Raw genomic sequence first — 14,101 nt, 5'->3', positions numbered from 1 at the left:
CGTCACGTACCAGCGAGCGGGCGACCGCGGGCGGCGACGGATCTGCCCCCGCGCCGAGTGGCCCCTCGCGGACCGGTGCCGTGCGCCATGCGGCGGGTTGACCGTCGCCTGGTCGCACGGCGAGGCATTCTCAAAAAGATGCACATCGCGGGCCGGTCATGCGCTGGCAATAAGGGAGCCACGGCACGTCTTCCCGGAAGCGGTGCGCGATCCCTGCTCCTTGAGACTGCGCATGTCTCCGTTCTCCTTGAGACTGCGCATGTCTCCGTTCCGACTATATCCGCCATATGGCCGTATTTGCCCGTCGTCGCACCGCTTTGCCGCCGTATCCGCAGTGACCTGCAGGCGGCCACGGGCCGTCAGCGGGCGGGTGCGTGCAGCGCTCGTTCGTGCGGTCGGCGCCAGCCCTCCGCAGCGCTGAACGATCCCTCAATTCCTCATGCTCCACTGATCTCCTCGCCCGCAGGGCCGTGACCGGCTCGGGCGATGAGCAGGGCGACGTCGTCATGGTCACCCTCGTCACGCAGTGTGTGCAGAAGCAGGTCACAGGTGGCGTTCAGTGAGCGGTCGGGGTCGTCGAGGATGTCGAGAAGAGCGTCCAGGCGGTCGTCGATCGGCTGAGCGCGGGTCTCGACGAGGCCGTCGGTGTAGAGGATGAGCTGGTCGCCCGGCCCGATGCCGATGGAGTCGGTGTTGAAGGGAATGCCGCATCCGCCCAGGGGCGCTCCGGTGGGCAGGTCGAGGAGCTCGCGGGTGCCGTCCGAGCGAAGGAGGACGGGCGGCAGGTGCCCGGCCAGGGAGACGTGGCATTGCGCGGTGTGGGGGTTGAAGACGGCATAGACGCAGGTCGCGATGGTGTCGAGACCGTCCGTGATGTGATCGAGGTGGTGCAGAACCTGGGCGGGGGCAAGATCGAGATCAGCCAGGGTTCTCGTGGCGGTGCGCAGCTGTCCCATGGTGGCTGCGGCCGCGACGCCGCTGCCCATGACGTCGCCGACGACGAGGGCTGTCTTGTCGCCGGTCAGGGGGATGACGTCGAACCAGTCGCCGCCGATCTCGATCGTGGCCTGTGCGGGGCGGTAGCGAAATGCGACGTCGAGACCAGGTCGCTGTGGAGGAGGGTGGGGCAGCAGGCTGCGCTGAAGGGTGAGCGCGGTGCGGCGCTGTTCTTCCACGGCGCGGTGCCGGTCGGTGACGTCGACACTGGATGTGGCCACTCCCAGCACTGTCCCGTTCGGCGTCTCGAGCCGGTAGAACGAGATCGACCAGGCGTGATCGTTGTCCGGGTCGGCCGGGGTGCGGCCGACGGTGTACTGGTCCAGGATCGGGTCCCCGGTGGCCAGGACGTCGCGCATGGCTGCTTCGAAGGACTGATCGAGGAAGGGCAGCACCTCATGGACGTGGCGGCCGACATGCTCGGCCGCGGGCACGCCGTTCATCCGTTCCTCCGCGGGGTTGACGGAGATGTACCGGAGGTGGGTGTCCAGCAATCCCAGCCCGATCGGCGACTGGGACACCAGCTGGGCGGACAGGGCCAGGTTCCGTTCCACCTGCCGCAGCGTCGCCTGGTCGGTGGCCAGGCCCAGCGCGTAGTAGTCGTGCTGGTCGTCCTGCAACCGCATGTTGCGAAACTCCACCAGCCGCGTACTGCCGTCCTTGTGCCGGACGGGGAAGACACCTGCCCAGCTCTCGCCGCCTTGCATGACCTGGGCGAACAACGCCAGCACCGCGTCCAGGTGCTCCTTGTCGATCAGCAGGTGCGCCGCGTATGTGCCCAGGGCCTCCTCGGCGCTGTAGCCGAAAAGGATCTCGGCCTGCGGGCTCCAGAGATCAATTCTGCCCTCGGCATCGAGAAGGACGGCGGCCACGTTCAGCACATCCAGCAGGCCACCCGGCCCGGTTGGAACGAGCCCTTCCGTGCCGGGATCGCCCCGATAGGGTTCGGTCGCACCCATACCCAGGCTCCTTCCGGCCGCCGGTCAGACTGCCGTCCGCCGGACCGGACCCGTGCCGGCGTCCGTGGCCCGGCAACCCCATCGTCTCCCTCCGCCGCCCGCGCATGCACGCCCACCGCCGGGCGAGGAGCAGGAAGAGCACCCTGCTTGGAGCGCGCCACTCGGGGTTACTCCCACGATAGCCAGGCGAATTCCTCCGCTCATGGCCCTGACAAGGTGGAGAGCGAGGTTCTTCGTTCCTCGGGGGTGGGCAGCAAGGCACGAAGAGCGCGGTGCACTGGTGAGGTCGATGCTGGAGCGGGGCGGCGCACCATCGCTCCCGTCGTCCCGCAGCAGCAGCTCCACCCGCCGCTGCTCCAGCTCCGCTGTCTTGTTTCCGTTCACGACCGCTGTGAATACCGCGGAAGATGTACGCCCTCTTGTCGAATCGGGTGGCCACTGCGCGGAAGCGTGAGGGCGTTGATCGTTCCCTCGATGATCGGGGCGCGTGCGCGGATGCCCGCCGCCCGGGCGGGGGATTCGGCAAGTGCGACTCCAGCCGAGCGCATTCCTGATCCGACTGATCACCCCGCCCCACAGCGGCCAGAACGATGCAATCGTCGACCTGGTCACACAACCAATCGCTCAATACACCTAGGCAGTTTCGTTTTGATCAAGATGGGGGCGAGTGACCGGCAGGCGCTTCCGGGTGGCACCCTGGGCCGGGTCAAGGTGTGCCGTTGACGGACGCGCAGTGGGCGCGCATCGCATCCCTACTCCCAGATCGGATGCCGAAGCAGGTGGCCGGTGGCGGGACCACCGAGAGGTGATCGACGCGATCGCATGGAAGTTCCAGACGGCATCACAGTGGGTGCACCTGGCGGAGAAGTACAGCAACTGGCGAGGTGTCTCCAACCGGCTACGGATGTGGTCCGCCGACGGCACCTGGGAGGGGGGCGTTCACTGCGCTGGTTGCCCAAGGCCGATGCGGAAGATGACCCGAACTGGGTCGTCTCCGTGGACTCCACGATCGTGCGGACCACCAGCTCGCCGATCCAAGCGAAACGGCCTAGTCGGCACGGCCCGTCGCCGCCACCGTTACGCCCAGGCCGATCATTGCGAATCCGCCCGCCCCGCCGACCATCGACAGACGACGGTCCGAGCGGGCGAACCAGGAACGGGCCGCCGAGGCTCCCAGGCCCCACAGGGTGTCCGTCATCATGCCGATAGCGACCGGGACCAGGCCCAACACCATCATCTGGACGGGGACATGGCCAGCCGCGTGATCCACGAACTGCGGCAGCACCGCCGCGAAGAAGACGATGCCCTTCGGGTTGGTGACCCCCACGAAAATGCCGTCCAGGACCGTGCGCAGATCACCGCGCCGCTCACTCGCCGGGACCTCCATGTCCGCCGCGCGCAGCTCCTTGCGGTGCCGGAATGCCTGTACGCCGAGGTAGACGAGATACACCGCCCCTGCCAGCTTCACGCCCAGGAACACCGTCGCCGATTTCTCCACCAGCGCGCCGAGGCCCCACGCCACAGCAATCACGAGGATGTACGAACCGACCAGGTTGCCCAGGACCGTCGCGAGCGCCGTGCGACGACCGTGCGCGAGGGCTCTGCCGATCACGAACAGGACGCTCGGCCCCGGAACCACGATCACCAGCAGCGACATCGCCGCGAACACGAGAATGCTCTCTACGGGCACCATGTGTCCGTCACCTCCTGAATTGCTTGTCCAGGGGCTATGCAAACAGACGGCGGGCCGTCCCCTCTAGGCACATCCGCATGCCGATATCGCCAGGCTCTGACGCATGCTCTCCGTGCAGGCAGCCGACGCCGTCCGCGCCCACGATCGGCCGGGTCACCACGACACCATCACATTCCGGCTCCCACCGACGATCCGCCGGACGGAACACAAGGACCCCTCCGAAACCCTGCCCCTCGGTCAGGCCCTGGCGCCCGCCTTCCCGCGCCCCAGCCGTCGTCTTCTTCGCCGGCCTCTTGGCGGTTGTCTTCTGCGTGGCCTTCGCTGTGGCTCTCCGCAACCACCGGGAGAGGTGCTCCGGAACTGGTCGATCCTTCCAGTGCGTTGTCAGGGACCGGAATCAGAATGGTCACCGTGGAGCTGTCGAACGTGGACCAGCAGGCCCGGCCATTTCTCCCTGGTCTCCGAGGAACCATGGCCCGACAGCATCAGGTCAGAGCCACGTGGAGCACCACGCCGGCCGGTTGACACCGCCGTTCCACACGCACTGACTGTCCCGAGACCCTGAGTCCGAAGAACCCCAGTGCGGCGAAGGGTCAGCGCCTTACGCCGAACACCCGGGCCACCTCAAGGAACGACGCCCGTGATCCGCCTGTTCCGTCGAGTGAACAGCGACACCCAGCTCACCTACCTCGGTGGCTCGACCGTCCGTCGAATCGAGCGCGGCCGTCATGTCGAGTGGTATCTGGACGGCGTGCCCGTCCCGGAGCAGGAGGCCCGGAACTACCTACGCTCCCGGGAAGCTCCCCCACCGTTCAACCTGGCTTGATCAACTGTGACGCCCGCGAACGGCAACTGCACGGGAGCGTTCGCCTTCCAGTCCAGGATCTCCTTCTGTGCCTGTCCCGGTCCGGTGATGATGTCGATGGTGTTGGGGTCGGACGTGTCGGTGTCCTGACTCTCCTGCGAGCTGTCCGTCTCGCCGGCTCCGCCGCCGAACCGGAACTGCTTCACCCACGACGGGCCGTTGTTCCAGTGGTCGAGGCTGTAGACCGGACGAACGTTGCCGATGCCCTCGCCGTCGTCGCTCTCGCCGAGCATCGACACCTGGTACTCGGCCTTCGCCGGGTCGAGCGCCCCGAACGCGGTGGCGGGCAGCGTGAGAACAATCCGGTGCCCGGCGGGGATCACCCCCAGCTCCACCTTTGCCGAGCGCTTCAGACCGGGACCGTAGGCACCGAGGCCGAAGCGGCTCGTGTGGTGGCGGCCCTCCCCGACGACTGCGAGTTGCCATGCACCGTCGGTGTCGGCATTGGTGCCGGGAAGGGCGTGGCTCGTCGTCTTCTCCGCCTGCGGATCGCGGACGTAGACGTTGAGGCGCTGCAGGCTGATGCCGTCACCGCCCCAGGGGTTGGTGATCTGCCCGTCGATCCGCGCGACCAGCCGTACGAGTTCGCCGTCGCGGTAGACGTCGAACGCCCGCAGATCGAAGACCCCCGGAACGAACGCCGTGTCCGTCGGCAGGGTGTAGCTGCCGGGGCCGTGGTCGTCACCGGCCGGGTCCTTGAGCCCGCCGAGGTGTTTTCCAAGAGACATCACCGTGCGCACCGCTTCGGCCGTTCCGCCGTCGCGACCGACAGCGGCGATGGTCACCTTGGTGCTGATCCCCTGTAGGTGGAGGCGGGCGTCGAACTTCCCGTCATGGACGGGCACTTCCTTCTTCCTCCCGTCGGCGGACACGTACACCCGTCGTGCCGAGGTCGTGCCGGTGACGCGGACGGTGCGGCTGTCGACGGTGGACAGGTTCGCGGGACTGGTGACGGTCAGCTCCGGGGCCGCGGGCGTCTGCCCGGTCGCGTACCGGCGGGCCACGACCCGCGGCGTCTCCACAGGCGCGCCCGCACGGATGCCCTGCGCCAGCCGCACGTACTGTGACATCGCCCAGGCGAGCGGGGCGGCCGACCCGGTGCCCTTGCCGAAGACATGGCCGTGGTCCGTGGGCTCCGGCCGGTCCCACACCTGCTCGGGGATCATGTAGCCGTCGTTGGCGGTCGCGGCCATGGTCCGCAGATGGGTCATCGCGTCGCCGCCGCGGGCGAGTTCGTACTCCCCGCGCTCCCCCGACAGCAGGGGCCACGGCCGTCCGACGCCCTTGCCCGTCCAGGGCGCGCCGTCCGCTGTCTCGCCGTAGCCGTCGTAGGTGTACCGCCGCCACAGCTCGCCGCTGGGGGTGCGGACCTTCAGGGACGCGTCGACGGCGGCGAGGGAGTGCGCCACGTACGGGTCGTGCGGGGACTTCACCCCGAGTCGTACGAGTTCGAGGAAGCCGGCGTCGGTGAGCGCGTTCTCGGGGTGCGGGCCGGCCCCGTTGGCCCAGTTGCGGACGGCACCGTCGTTGGGGTCCCCGCTGCCGCTGATGCGGAGGTAGTACTTTCCGTCACCGATCGGCCCGTTGGTGGTGTAGGTCCACTTCTCGACCTGCCGCTGCCAGGAGTCGGCGGTGGCCTGGTAGACGGCGGCGCCGGCGCCGTCACCGTTGCGGCGCGCGATGTCCGCGGCGGCTGTGAGGGCAGCGATCATGTCGGCGAGTGTTGAGGGCGAGTATCCGCCGGTCTCCTCCCAGCGCTCCTGCGGGGTGCTGGGGCCGTGGGCGACGAGATAGTCGGCGGCCTTGCGGACGTGGTCGCGGTAGAAGGCCCGGTCATGCCGCCCGACCTGCCAGGCGAGCAGGATCGGGAACGCGGTCTCGTCCAGCTGGATGTTCGTCTGGTCGGGGGTGCCGTCGGTGTGCGAGGTCTGCGGGAAGTGCCCGTCGGGGAGTTGCTGGCGGGTGAAGAGCCACTTCACCGCGCGCCGGGCCGCCGCGGTGTCGCCCGCCGCGAGGAGACCGGTCACCTGCTGGTACTCGTCGCGTGCCCAGACGAAGTGGTAGCCGCCTCCGCCGCCTCCACCTCCGTCCGCCTTCACACTCTGGCCCCACGGAATGGTGAGGGAAGCGCTGAAGGCGCCCGGGTAGGTCTTGTCCTCGTGTGCCCGTACGGTCATCACCGAGGCCCGGTACTGCTTCTCCATGTCCGTGCCCCTGAGCTGCCGGGGTACGGCGCGGAGCCCGGCGAGGTACTGCTGCCAGCCGCTCCGGTACCGCCGGGCGGTGGTGTCGAAGGGCCGGGCCAGGCTGGCGCGGGCGGTGCTCAGTGCGTCTTTGCCGTTACCGCCGAAGCCGAGGGCGAGGGTGACGTCGGTGGTGCCGCCGGCGGCGACCGGTATCCGGCCGACCTGGTTGATGTTGCCGGCACCCGCCCGGGAGTGGGTCGCGGTCAGCTTGTGGTGCCGGTCCAGATCGGTCCAGCCGTCGCTGCTGCTGCCGACATAGCCGGTGGTGGTGCCGGAGAAGCCGGTGGAGACGGCCAACGCCCCTGCCACCGGGGCGCCGTCCTTGTGGCTGTCGGTGGTGACCAGCGCGTCACCCGAGCTGCGCCCGATGTCGTTGCCCGAGTCGCCGGCGAGCGACGGGTCGAAGAGCACGTAGAGCTGGTACGGGCCGCCCTTGAGGGCTTTGAACCGGACGTTGACCAGCACGGACGACCGGTCGGGATCGGTGACGTAGGTCTTCGTCAGCCGCCAGCGGCCCGCCTTGTCGGTGGTGGTCTGACGGTAGGTGAGCGAGTCGGAGTCGACGAGCCGTACGGTGTGCTCGGTGTGCTGGTCCTCGCGCTGGGTGAACGAGTTGCCGTCGGTGACGGCGAACTGCATCTGCCGGACGTTGGGCGTGTCCGCGCTCGGGTAGTAGACCTCGCTCATGCCGCCGCCGGTCAGCGTGTACCAGACCTTGGAACGCTCGGAGAGCGCCGTGCCGACACCTTCCTTGTCGCCGGTGGTCCAGGTTGCGTCGGCACCGGGGCCGCCGGGCGCGTCGCCGTCCCCTTCGCGGGCGGTGGCGGTTGCCGTGCTCGCGCCGGCGACGGGACTCACGGGCAGCAGCCCGGCGGTGATGCCGAGGGCGACCATGGCAGCGATGCGCGCGGTACGGCGTACGGGCGGGACACGACGTCCGGTGAGGTCCTGCTCTGCAGGGGCCATCGAGCAACTCCTGGGTACGGCGGTGGAGGACGCAGCGGCCACGACCGCCCGGACAGTTGCCCTGCCACGAGCCGAAGGGACGTGAGGGGCACCAGCAGCCTGGACATGAGGAGCCCAATCCCCAAGTGCCGGGGTGAGGGCGCAACGCGTGGCGGGCACGGCTGGACTACAGGGATTAGTTCTACGGCGGAAGTATCCAAGCGTCAACACTGCTGCCAGAACGCCCCACAGGCGAGGTCAATCGGCGGCCGACCCCGCTTCCACCCCCAATAGGGTTTCTCCGCGAAGAAAACTGGGTCGGCTTGTTCGACGGCTCCGCCAGGAGACCCCTGTTGCTCGGAGCGCCTCTGTCGAACTCCGAGACAGTGCGCGGGCAACCTCACCGGCCGGCAAGCTCCCGCGGATGAACGATCCCCGGGGGCGGCTGGGCGAGGCCTCCACGGACGGCGACGTGAGGAGGGCACCCCCAACCGCCTGGCGCGACGGAGGAATGCACCTCCCCCGAACTGCGTTGATCACAAGCATTGTTGACAGCGGCCGGGCTTGACCATGGCGAGGGCCCCGGTGCAGAGGAAGTGCCGCAGCCTGCACGCACCACGAAGGCCCTGGCAGCACTCACCGTGATCGCAAGGCACCCCACGCAGCAGACGACCGCCTCCGGGTGGAGAGACCAAAGGGAACGCGCTTCATGAACGCTTCAGCGGCCGACAACTCCACCGCCCTCCCCTCCTGGACCGTGGGTGATGTCACCGTCCACCGCATCGACGAAGTCCTCCTGCCGCCCGAGACCGGGCCGTGGCTGCTGCCGGGGGCAACCCCCGACATCGTTGCCGGGCAGGACTGGCTGCAACCCGACTTCGCCGACCCTCAGGGCATCCTCCACATCGACAGCCACAGTTTCGCCATCGTCGTCGACGGGATGCGCGTCCTGGTCGACACCGGCGTCGGCAACGGCAAGTCACGGGCCAACCCGGCCTGGCACAACCTGCGGACCGACTACCTCGAGCGCCTGGCGGCCGCCGGGTTCCCCCCGGACTCGGTCGACCTGGTCGTCCTGACCCATCTGCACGCCGACCACGTCGGCTGGAACACCAGGGAAGTCGATGGCACTTGGGCGCCCACGTTCCCCCATGCCCGCTACGTGACCTCCCGCACCGAGCGGGAGTTCTGGCGCGGGTACGACATGGACGAGGCGCGCATGCAGATGTTCCGCGATTCCGTGATCCCCATCGAAGAGGCGGGACTGTTCGACCTCGTCGACGTCCCTGCCGAAGGTGCCGAGGTCGCTCCTGGTCTGCGCCTGCTGCCCACACCCGGCCACACCCCCGGACACGTCGCCGTCCAGATGAGCAGCCACGGCGAAACAGCGCTGATCACAGGCGACTGCATCCACCACCCGGTCCAGTTCGCCCATCCGGCCATCGGTTCCTGCGTCGACATCGACCCCGGACAGTCCGAGGCCACACGACGCATGTTGCTCGAGTCCCTGGCCGGAACGGGCACCCTCGTGCTGGGTACCCACTTCGCGCCGCCCACTGCCGGCCACGTGATCACCCACGGGGACGCCTACCGGCTCGTGCCCGAACCGTCATGACAACGCACCTGCCTTCGCGACAACCAGGCAGGCGGGTTCGTGTTGATCACCGGCCACGCCCACGCGGGTCGAACCCCGCACGGCAGGCGGGAGCCTCCCCACGAAGGCCCCCGCCCGATGTCCGCGCGGAACGGGTCCGAACGGCCCACCCCGGCCCCCCACGCGCCGCGGTGATCCGTAACTCACCCATCCCGTACGGGACCGGTAACCGCTACCGGTGGGCGCTGGACCAACGAGCGCAGGATCGACCGACCTTCGCACCAGCCGGTCCGACGGAGGCCCACCCACGCCTCTCCGATAACATGATCGACCTATGACGATCACCCTGATCGTTCACCCTTCACCGGAAAACCATGCCATCCCGCACGAAGAGTGAGCCACTTAGCCAATATCTAACAAAACGGTCAAACAATTGACATCGACATCATCGCGGGTGTTCTCGCGAATAAACAGCAGAATTACGCCTGCCACATGGCGTCAACCACGGGCGATTTTGTGGGCCGCAGCGGGTGTGGTGGCCCTGGGATTCCTCATCGCGCTGGAGATCGCCGCACGTCGCTACGGGCAGCCGGGGCCGATCACCAACCAGGCCCAAGAGGTGATATTCGCCCCCAAATCAGGGCCGCTGCTGTACGCCAGTATGGCGTTGATGATGGTGGTGCTCTCCTGGCGGCAACGGTTCATCGCAGCCGGCGTCGCGATCGGCATCGACATCGCCTTCTTTCTGGTGCGGTGGGCGGTCGACGCACATACGACCGACGGCCGCCACCCCTTCGGCAATGGCGCTTTGTGGGTGATTCTGGGCTTTGCGGTCATCGCCATCACGCGCCGCACCGGCCGGGAACGTGACCTGCTACTGAAGGGCGTAGGGCTGGGCCTGCTGCTGGTGGCCGGCCGCAAGACCGGCGACACCTGGCTGCTCATCACGTCGAAGACCCGCCCTACGGTGCTCGACCAGTACCTGGCAACCGCCGATCACGCGCTCGGCAACCCGTCGTGGATGGTGGGCCGGATCGTCAAAGCCACAGGCCCGATCGGCGCCCATGTTCTCGACTACGTCTACATTCAGCTTGCGGTGGCCGCGGTCATCGTCGCGCTGTACCAAATGCGTCACGTGGCGGTCGAGCGCCGTTTTCCGCGCCACCATCTGGTACGCACCTTCCTGGCCATCGGCCTCCTGGGACCGGGCATCTACATGATCTTCCCGGTGGTCGGACCGATCTTTGCCTACGGCGCCGACGGCGGGCACCTGGCCATGGCCAACCTGTGGCCGAACACGCCGCCGCCGATCACCATCCCCCACGAGATGCCATTCGACGAGATCACCCCACGCAACTGCATGCCCAGCCTGCATACGGCATGGGCCACCGCGATCTTCATTCATTCCCGCAAGGGGCCACGCATTCTGCGATTCGCAGGCACGTTCTGGCTGATCGCCACGCTCGGCGCAACGCTGGGCTTCGGCTACCACTACGGCGTTGATCTCGTTGCCGGCGTGGTGTTCACGCTCACGATCGAGGCAGCGATGCGCTCGCTCGCACGCGGCTGGGACCGGTCAGGAATCCAGCTGGTCGCCTACGGCGCAACGGTCTTCACAGCACTCCTGGTGGCATACCGCTATCTTCCGCTGGAGATGGCCAACCATCCGTGGCTGTTCGGACCCCTGCTCATTCTCGCCATGGCCTCGGTGATCCTCGGCTACGCACGGACCACCGGACTGTGGGAATCGAAGGCCGTACCAGCGCGGCAACTCCTGCCGAAACGCGAGGACTTCGACCTCGCCGCGACCGGCCCCAGCACACCCATCACCTACGGGCAGGTGCCCTGAGCCATTGCTCCGGCGAGCCGCCGACGCCACGACTCCTCACCGGCGATCCACGGCTGCACGAGGACAGGCAGAACACCGGCAGCACCACAGCGCCCAACAGGACGAGGGCGCGACGTGCTCGTTGGGGCACGTCCTTGTGGTCCGGCGCTGATCCGGTCCGAGAGTGAGCCCGCACTTCAGCTCAGGGCGACTCGATAGACAGTCGACTCTCTCCGTTGGAAACCCGCCCGCTCATACAAGCGATTCGCGGCCTCTCGCGAAGGCCGCGATGTGAGGTCGACGCTTCGGGCTCCTGCGTCCGCGGCCAGGGCAAGGGCCTTGTCGATCAGGACTCTGCCGACCCCGTGGCCACGTGCGGCAGCATCGACCACCACGTCCTCGATGTGAGCCCGCAGGCCGGACGGCAAGGGGGACATCACCAACGTCAACGCCCCGACGATCACGCCCTCGACACGGGCCACCAGCAGCGTGTTGGTACTGGCAGCCACCAGTCGCCCCACTGCTTCCTCATCCAGGGGCTTGGCCTTGGACGACAGCTGCGGAAGGAGTCGAGCAAACGCCTCCACCACTTCGCCAGTCGCCTCGTGAACGGCCTCGGTCTCAACGCTCATGCTCTGGAATCTATCGGGGACGGCCAGTGCCGAGCAGTGCTGCACATGTGTGGAGACCTGGGACTTCGTGTCGGTGGCTGCCGCCGAGCCAGCGTGTACGACAGGAGGCCGACTTCCGTCGTAGGCTGCATCTCGCACGTGATGGACAGGAGGCTGAGGTGGCCGAGACGACGCTGACCGAGACGACGGTGGCCGAGGTGATGGCCGAGTTGGCCGAGCTCGAGGACCCGAAGACTCGCGAGGTGAACGAGAAACACGGTGACGATCACGGTGTGAACCTCAGCAAGCTCCGCGCACTCGCGAAGCGGCTCAAAACGCAGCAGGAACTCGCGTGCCGGCTCTGGGAGACGGATGACACCGCGGCGAGACTGCTGGCTATCCTCATCTGTCGCCCGAAGGCGTTCGAGCGTGACGAGTTGGACGTCATGTTGCGCGACGCGCGCACCCCCAAGGTGCACGACTGGCTCGTGAACTACGTGGTGAAGAAGAACCCGCACTCCGAAGAGCTCCGCTCGGCCTGGTCCGCCGATTCGGATCCCGTGGTCGCGAGTGCCGGCTGGGCGCTGACCACCGAACGCGTGGCGAAGAAGCCCGACGGCCTCGACCTCGCAGGACTGATCGACGTCATCGAGGCGGAGATGAAAGACGCCCCGGATCGCCTGCAGTGGGCGATGAACCACTGCCTCGCTCAGATCGGGATCGAGCACGCCGAGCACCGCACCCGGGCAATCGACATCGGTGAGCGCCTGGAGGTGCTCAAGGACTACCCGACTTCGCCGGGCTGCACGTCTCCGTTCGCGCCCATCTGGATCACCGAGATGGTGCGCCGACAGCACGACCGGTAGGAAGACTCGCGCTCACGCTCGTGCCGCTACTCCCCCAGAACACGGCACCCGATACCAACCGGCCGTCGGGGATCTCACGTCGCTTACGACTGGAGAGCACGCCGGGCCTGCCAGAGTCGATTGAAGCGACCTGGCCGCTCGCCGTGGTGCGGACGTGTGACCAAGCGTCGCGACGGCCGGTCCGTGGGTCGCGAGGATCTTGAGGAGAGTCGCTCGGGGAGACCCCTCAGTGGGACTGGGTCACGCTCCCGGGCTGTGCTGCGCGCTGACCTGCTGGGGAGGCCGGCTCATACGAGGGGCTCAACTCACTGGCCCACGCATGGCGCACCGTCCATGATCGCACCCCCGACGATTGGGGACGATCGCGTCGGGTGCCACTCAAGGGCTGCGGTCCACAGCGCCGAACCATGACGTCGCGAGGTCTCCGGGCACGCCGGCCAGGCTCCATCAAGGAGCGATCGTGGTACCCGGGGGGCCGGCGTACGGAGCCTGCCGGCTCCGAGCTCTTCCGAAAATAGGAATGACCGTTACACCTCAACAATCACGGTCAACCGACTTGTTTTCTCGGGGTGTTGACGCCCCAATGACAACCGTCACTGACTGCCCATCAGCCCCCCTGTTGGCAGCGACGACGGCATCCCGTGAACCCCACACAAGAAGGCGGGACCCCCAATGAAGCACGGCACCCTCCGCACGGCCACCTTCCTCATAGGCACCCTCGCCGCCGGCACCCTCGCCATGGCGCCCGCGGCCCACGCGGTCGATCCCACGACGGCCACGTTGGCATTCGACTGCGGCTCGTTCGGCTCCGGGGAAGCGACCCTCACGGCCACCCAGGACGGTACGGCAGCGACGATCACCGTCTCCACCGATGCCATCACCGCCCCCATCCCCATCTCGGCGAACTCCGTCGAGTCCACTCTCACCCTGACCACGAACGGATCCGGCACTACCACGTTCACCGGCAACGCCAACCCCGCGATCCCGGCCGGCAGCGCCGTCTCCACCGGGCCGCTGAACGGCACAGTCGCCGCCGGTGACAGCCTTGAGGCGACCTCCCTCACCGTCGTCGTCTTCGGCATCACGGCGACCTGCAACGCGACCACTCCGCAGAACCCCGGCCCGTTCGTCTTCTGACGCGCCGGTCGGCACCAGGGGCGGCGTCCCACCCGGCCAACGACGGTGACGCCGCCCCGCCCCCGGAAGTCGTCCGCCTCATTCGGCCCCCGCTCGGTCACCCCGCCGCAACTGGGCGAGGGACAGGTCCACGCCGGTGGCGCGCGCCCGGTGTCGCGACGTGCGCGCGGTTGTCTCCTCTTCCGCAGCCCAGTTCCAGCGCGGCGGACCCTGCTCCGAGGCTTCCGGGGCACGGAACGTCACTCGGTTACCCGCCTATTGATGAACCCAAATGATGAACCCAACTACCTCGGCCTGCCCCTCCCCCACTGCGAACCGATCCCAGCCTGACCGACCCGTCCACGCGGCGAATTCGTGTCAG

The 14,101-nt window shown here is 67.9% G+C and carries 9 protein-coding genes and 1 pseudogene; 5 read left to right on the top strand and 5 right to left on the bottom strand.

Translation table 11 applies throughout. The features are described from left to right. Nucleotides 1–437: 437 nt before the first annotated feature. Both ACGFNH_RS30295 and ACGFNH_RS30290 read right to left on the bottom strand, forming a co-directional pair. The gene (locus ACGFNH_RS30295; protein WP_393659174.1) at nt 438–1,955 is read right to left on the bottom strand and encodes a SpoIIE family protein phosphatase; all 1,518 of its coding nucleotides are present in this window, start codon (nt 1,953–1,955) and stop codon (nt 438–440) included. 24 nt (nt 1,956–1,979) lie between these two features. After that, the gene (locus tag ACGFNH_RS30290) at nt 1,980–2,339 is read right to left on the bottom strand and encodes a DUF6191 domain-containing protein (protein ID WP_393659173.1); all 360 of its coding nucleotides are present in this window, start codon (nt 2,337–2,339) and stop codon (nt 1,980–1,982) included. A 283-nt stretch (nt 2,340–2,622) separates the two neighbouring features. On the opposite strand from ACGFNH_RS30290, the pseudogene ACGFNH_RS30285 reads away from it, so the two are divergent. Beyond that, nucleotides 2,623–2,874, top strand: a pseudogene (locus tag ACGFNH_RS30285) (transposase); the annotation flags it as partial. Between the two features lie 129 nt (nt 2,875–3,003). Here the strand turns inward: ACGFNH_RS30285 and ACGFNH_RS30280 are convergent. After that, complete coding sequence (locus ACGFNH_RS30280) at nt 3,004–3,648, bottom strand: LysE family translocator (RefSeq protein ID WP_393659171.1); 645 nt, start codon at nt 3,646–3,648, stop codon at nt 3,004–3,006. Between the two features lie 780 nt (nt 3,649–4,428). After that, the gene (locus ACGFNH_RS30275; RefSeq protein WP_393659169.1) at nt 4,429–7,725 is read right to left on the bottom strand and encodes a glucan 1,4-alpha-glucosidase; all 3,297 of its coding nucleotides are present in this window, start codon (nt 7,723–7,725) and stop codon (nt 4,429–4,431) included. Nucleotides 7,726–8,413: 688 nt separating this feature from the next. Here ACGFNH_RS30275 and ACGFNH_RS30270 point away from each other — a divergent pair. Together ACGFNH_RS30270 and ACGFNH_RS30265 are read left to right on the top strand one after the other, a co-directional pair. After that, complete coding sequence (locus ACGFNH_RS30270) at nt 8,414–9,319, top strand: MBL fold metallo-hydrolase (RefSeq protein WP_393659167.1); 906 nt, start codon at nt 8,414–8,416, stop codon at nt 9,317–9,319. Nucleotides 9,320–9,752: 433 nt separating this feature from the next. Further along, the gene (locus ACGFNH_RS30265; protein WP_393659222.1) at nt 9,753–11,147 is read left to right on the top strand and encodes a phosphatase PAP2 family protein; all 1,395 of its coding nucleotides are present in this window, start codon (nt 9,753–9,755) and stop codon (nt 11,145–11,147) included. A gap of 176 nt (nt 11,148–11,323) precedes the next feature. Here the strand turns inward: ACGFNH_RS30265 and ACGFNH_RS30260 are convergent, their stop codons facing one another. Beyond that, entirely contained in the window at nt 11,324–11,758 is a 435-nt protein-coding gene (locus tag ACGFNH_RS30260) for a GNAT family N-acetyltransferase (RefSeq protein WP_393659165.1), read from the bottom strand. Between the two features lie 200 nt (nt 11,759–11,958). Here ACGFNH_RS30260 and ACGFNH_RS30255 point away from each other — a divergent pair, with 200 nt between their 5' ends. After that, complete coding sequence (locus ACGFNH_RS30255; RefSeq protein ID WP_393659221.1) at nt 11,959–12,603, top strand: DNA alkylation repair protein; 645 nt, start codon at nt 11,959–11,961, stop codon at nt 12,601–12,603. Nucleotides 12,604–13,275: 672 nt separating this feature from the next. Further along, the gene (locus ACGFNH_RS30250; RefSeq protein WP_393659163.1) at nt 13,276–13,740 is read left to right on the top strand and encodes a hypothetical protein; all 465 of its coding nucleotides are present in this window, start codon (nt 13,276–13,278) and stop codon (nt 13,738–13,740) included. The last annotated feature ends 361 nt before the right edge of the window (nt 13,741–14,101 follow it).

The sequence above is a fragment of the Streptomyces sp. NPDC048639 genome, assembly GCF_043199075.1.
In the GTDB taxonomy this organism is placed as follows: domain Bacteria; phylum Actinomycetota; class Actinomycetes; order Streptomycetales; family Streptomycetaceae; genus Streptomyces.
The sequence above is the reverse complement of the archived record's forward strand: the minus strand, read 5'-3'. Positions and strand labels throughout refer to the sequence as shown.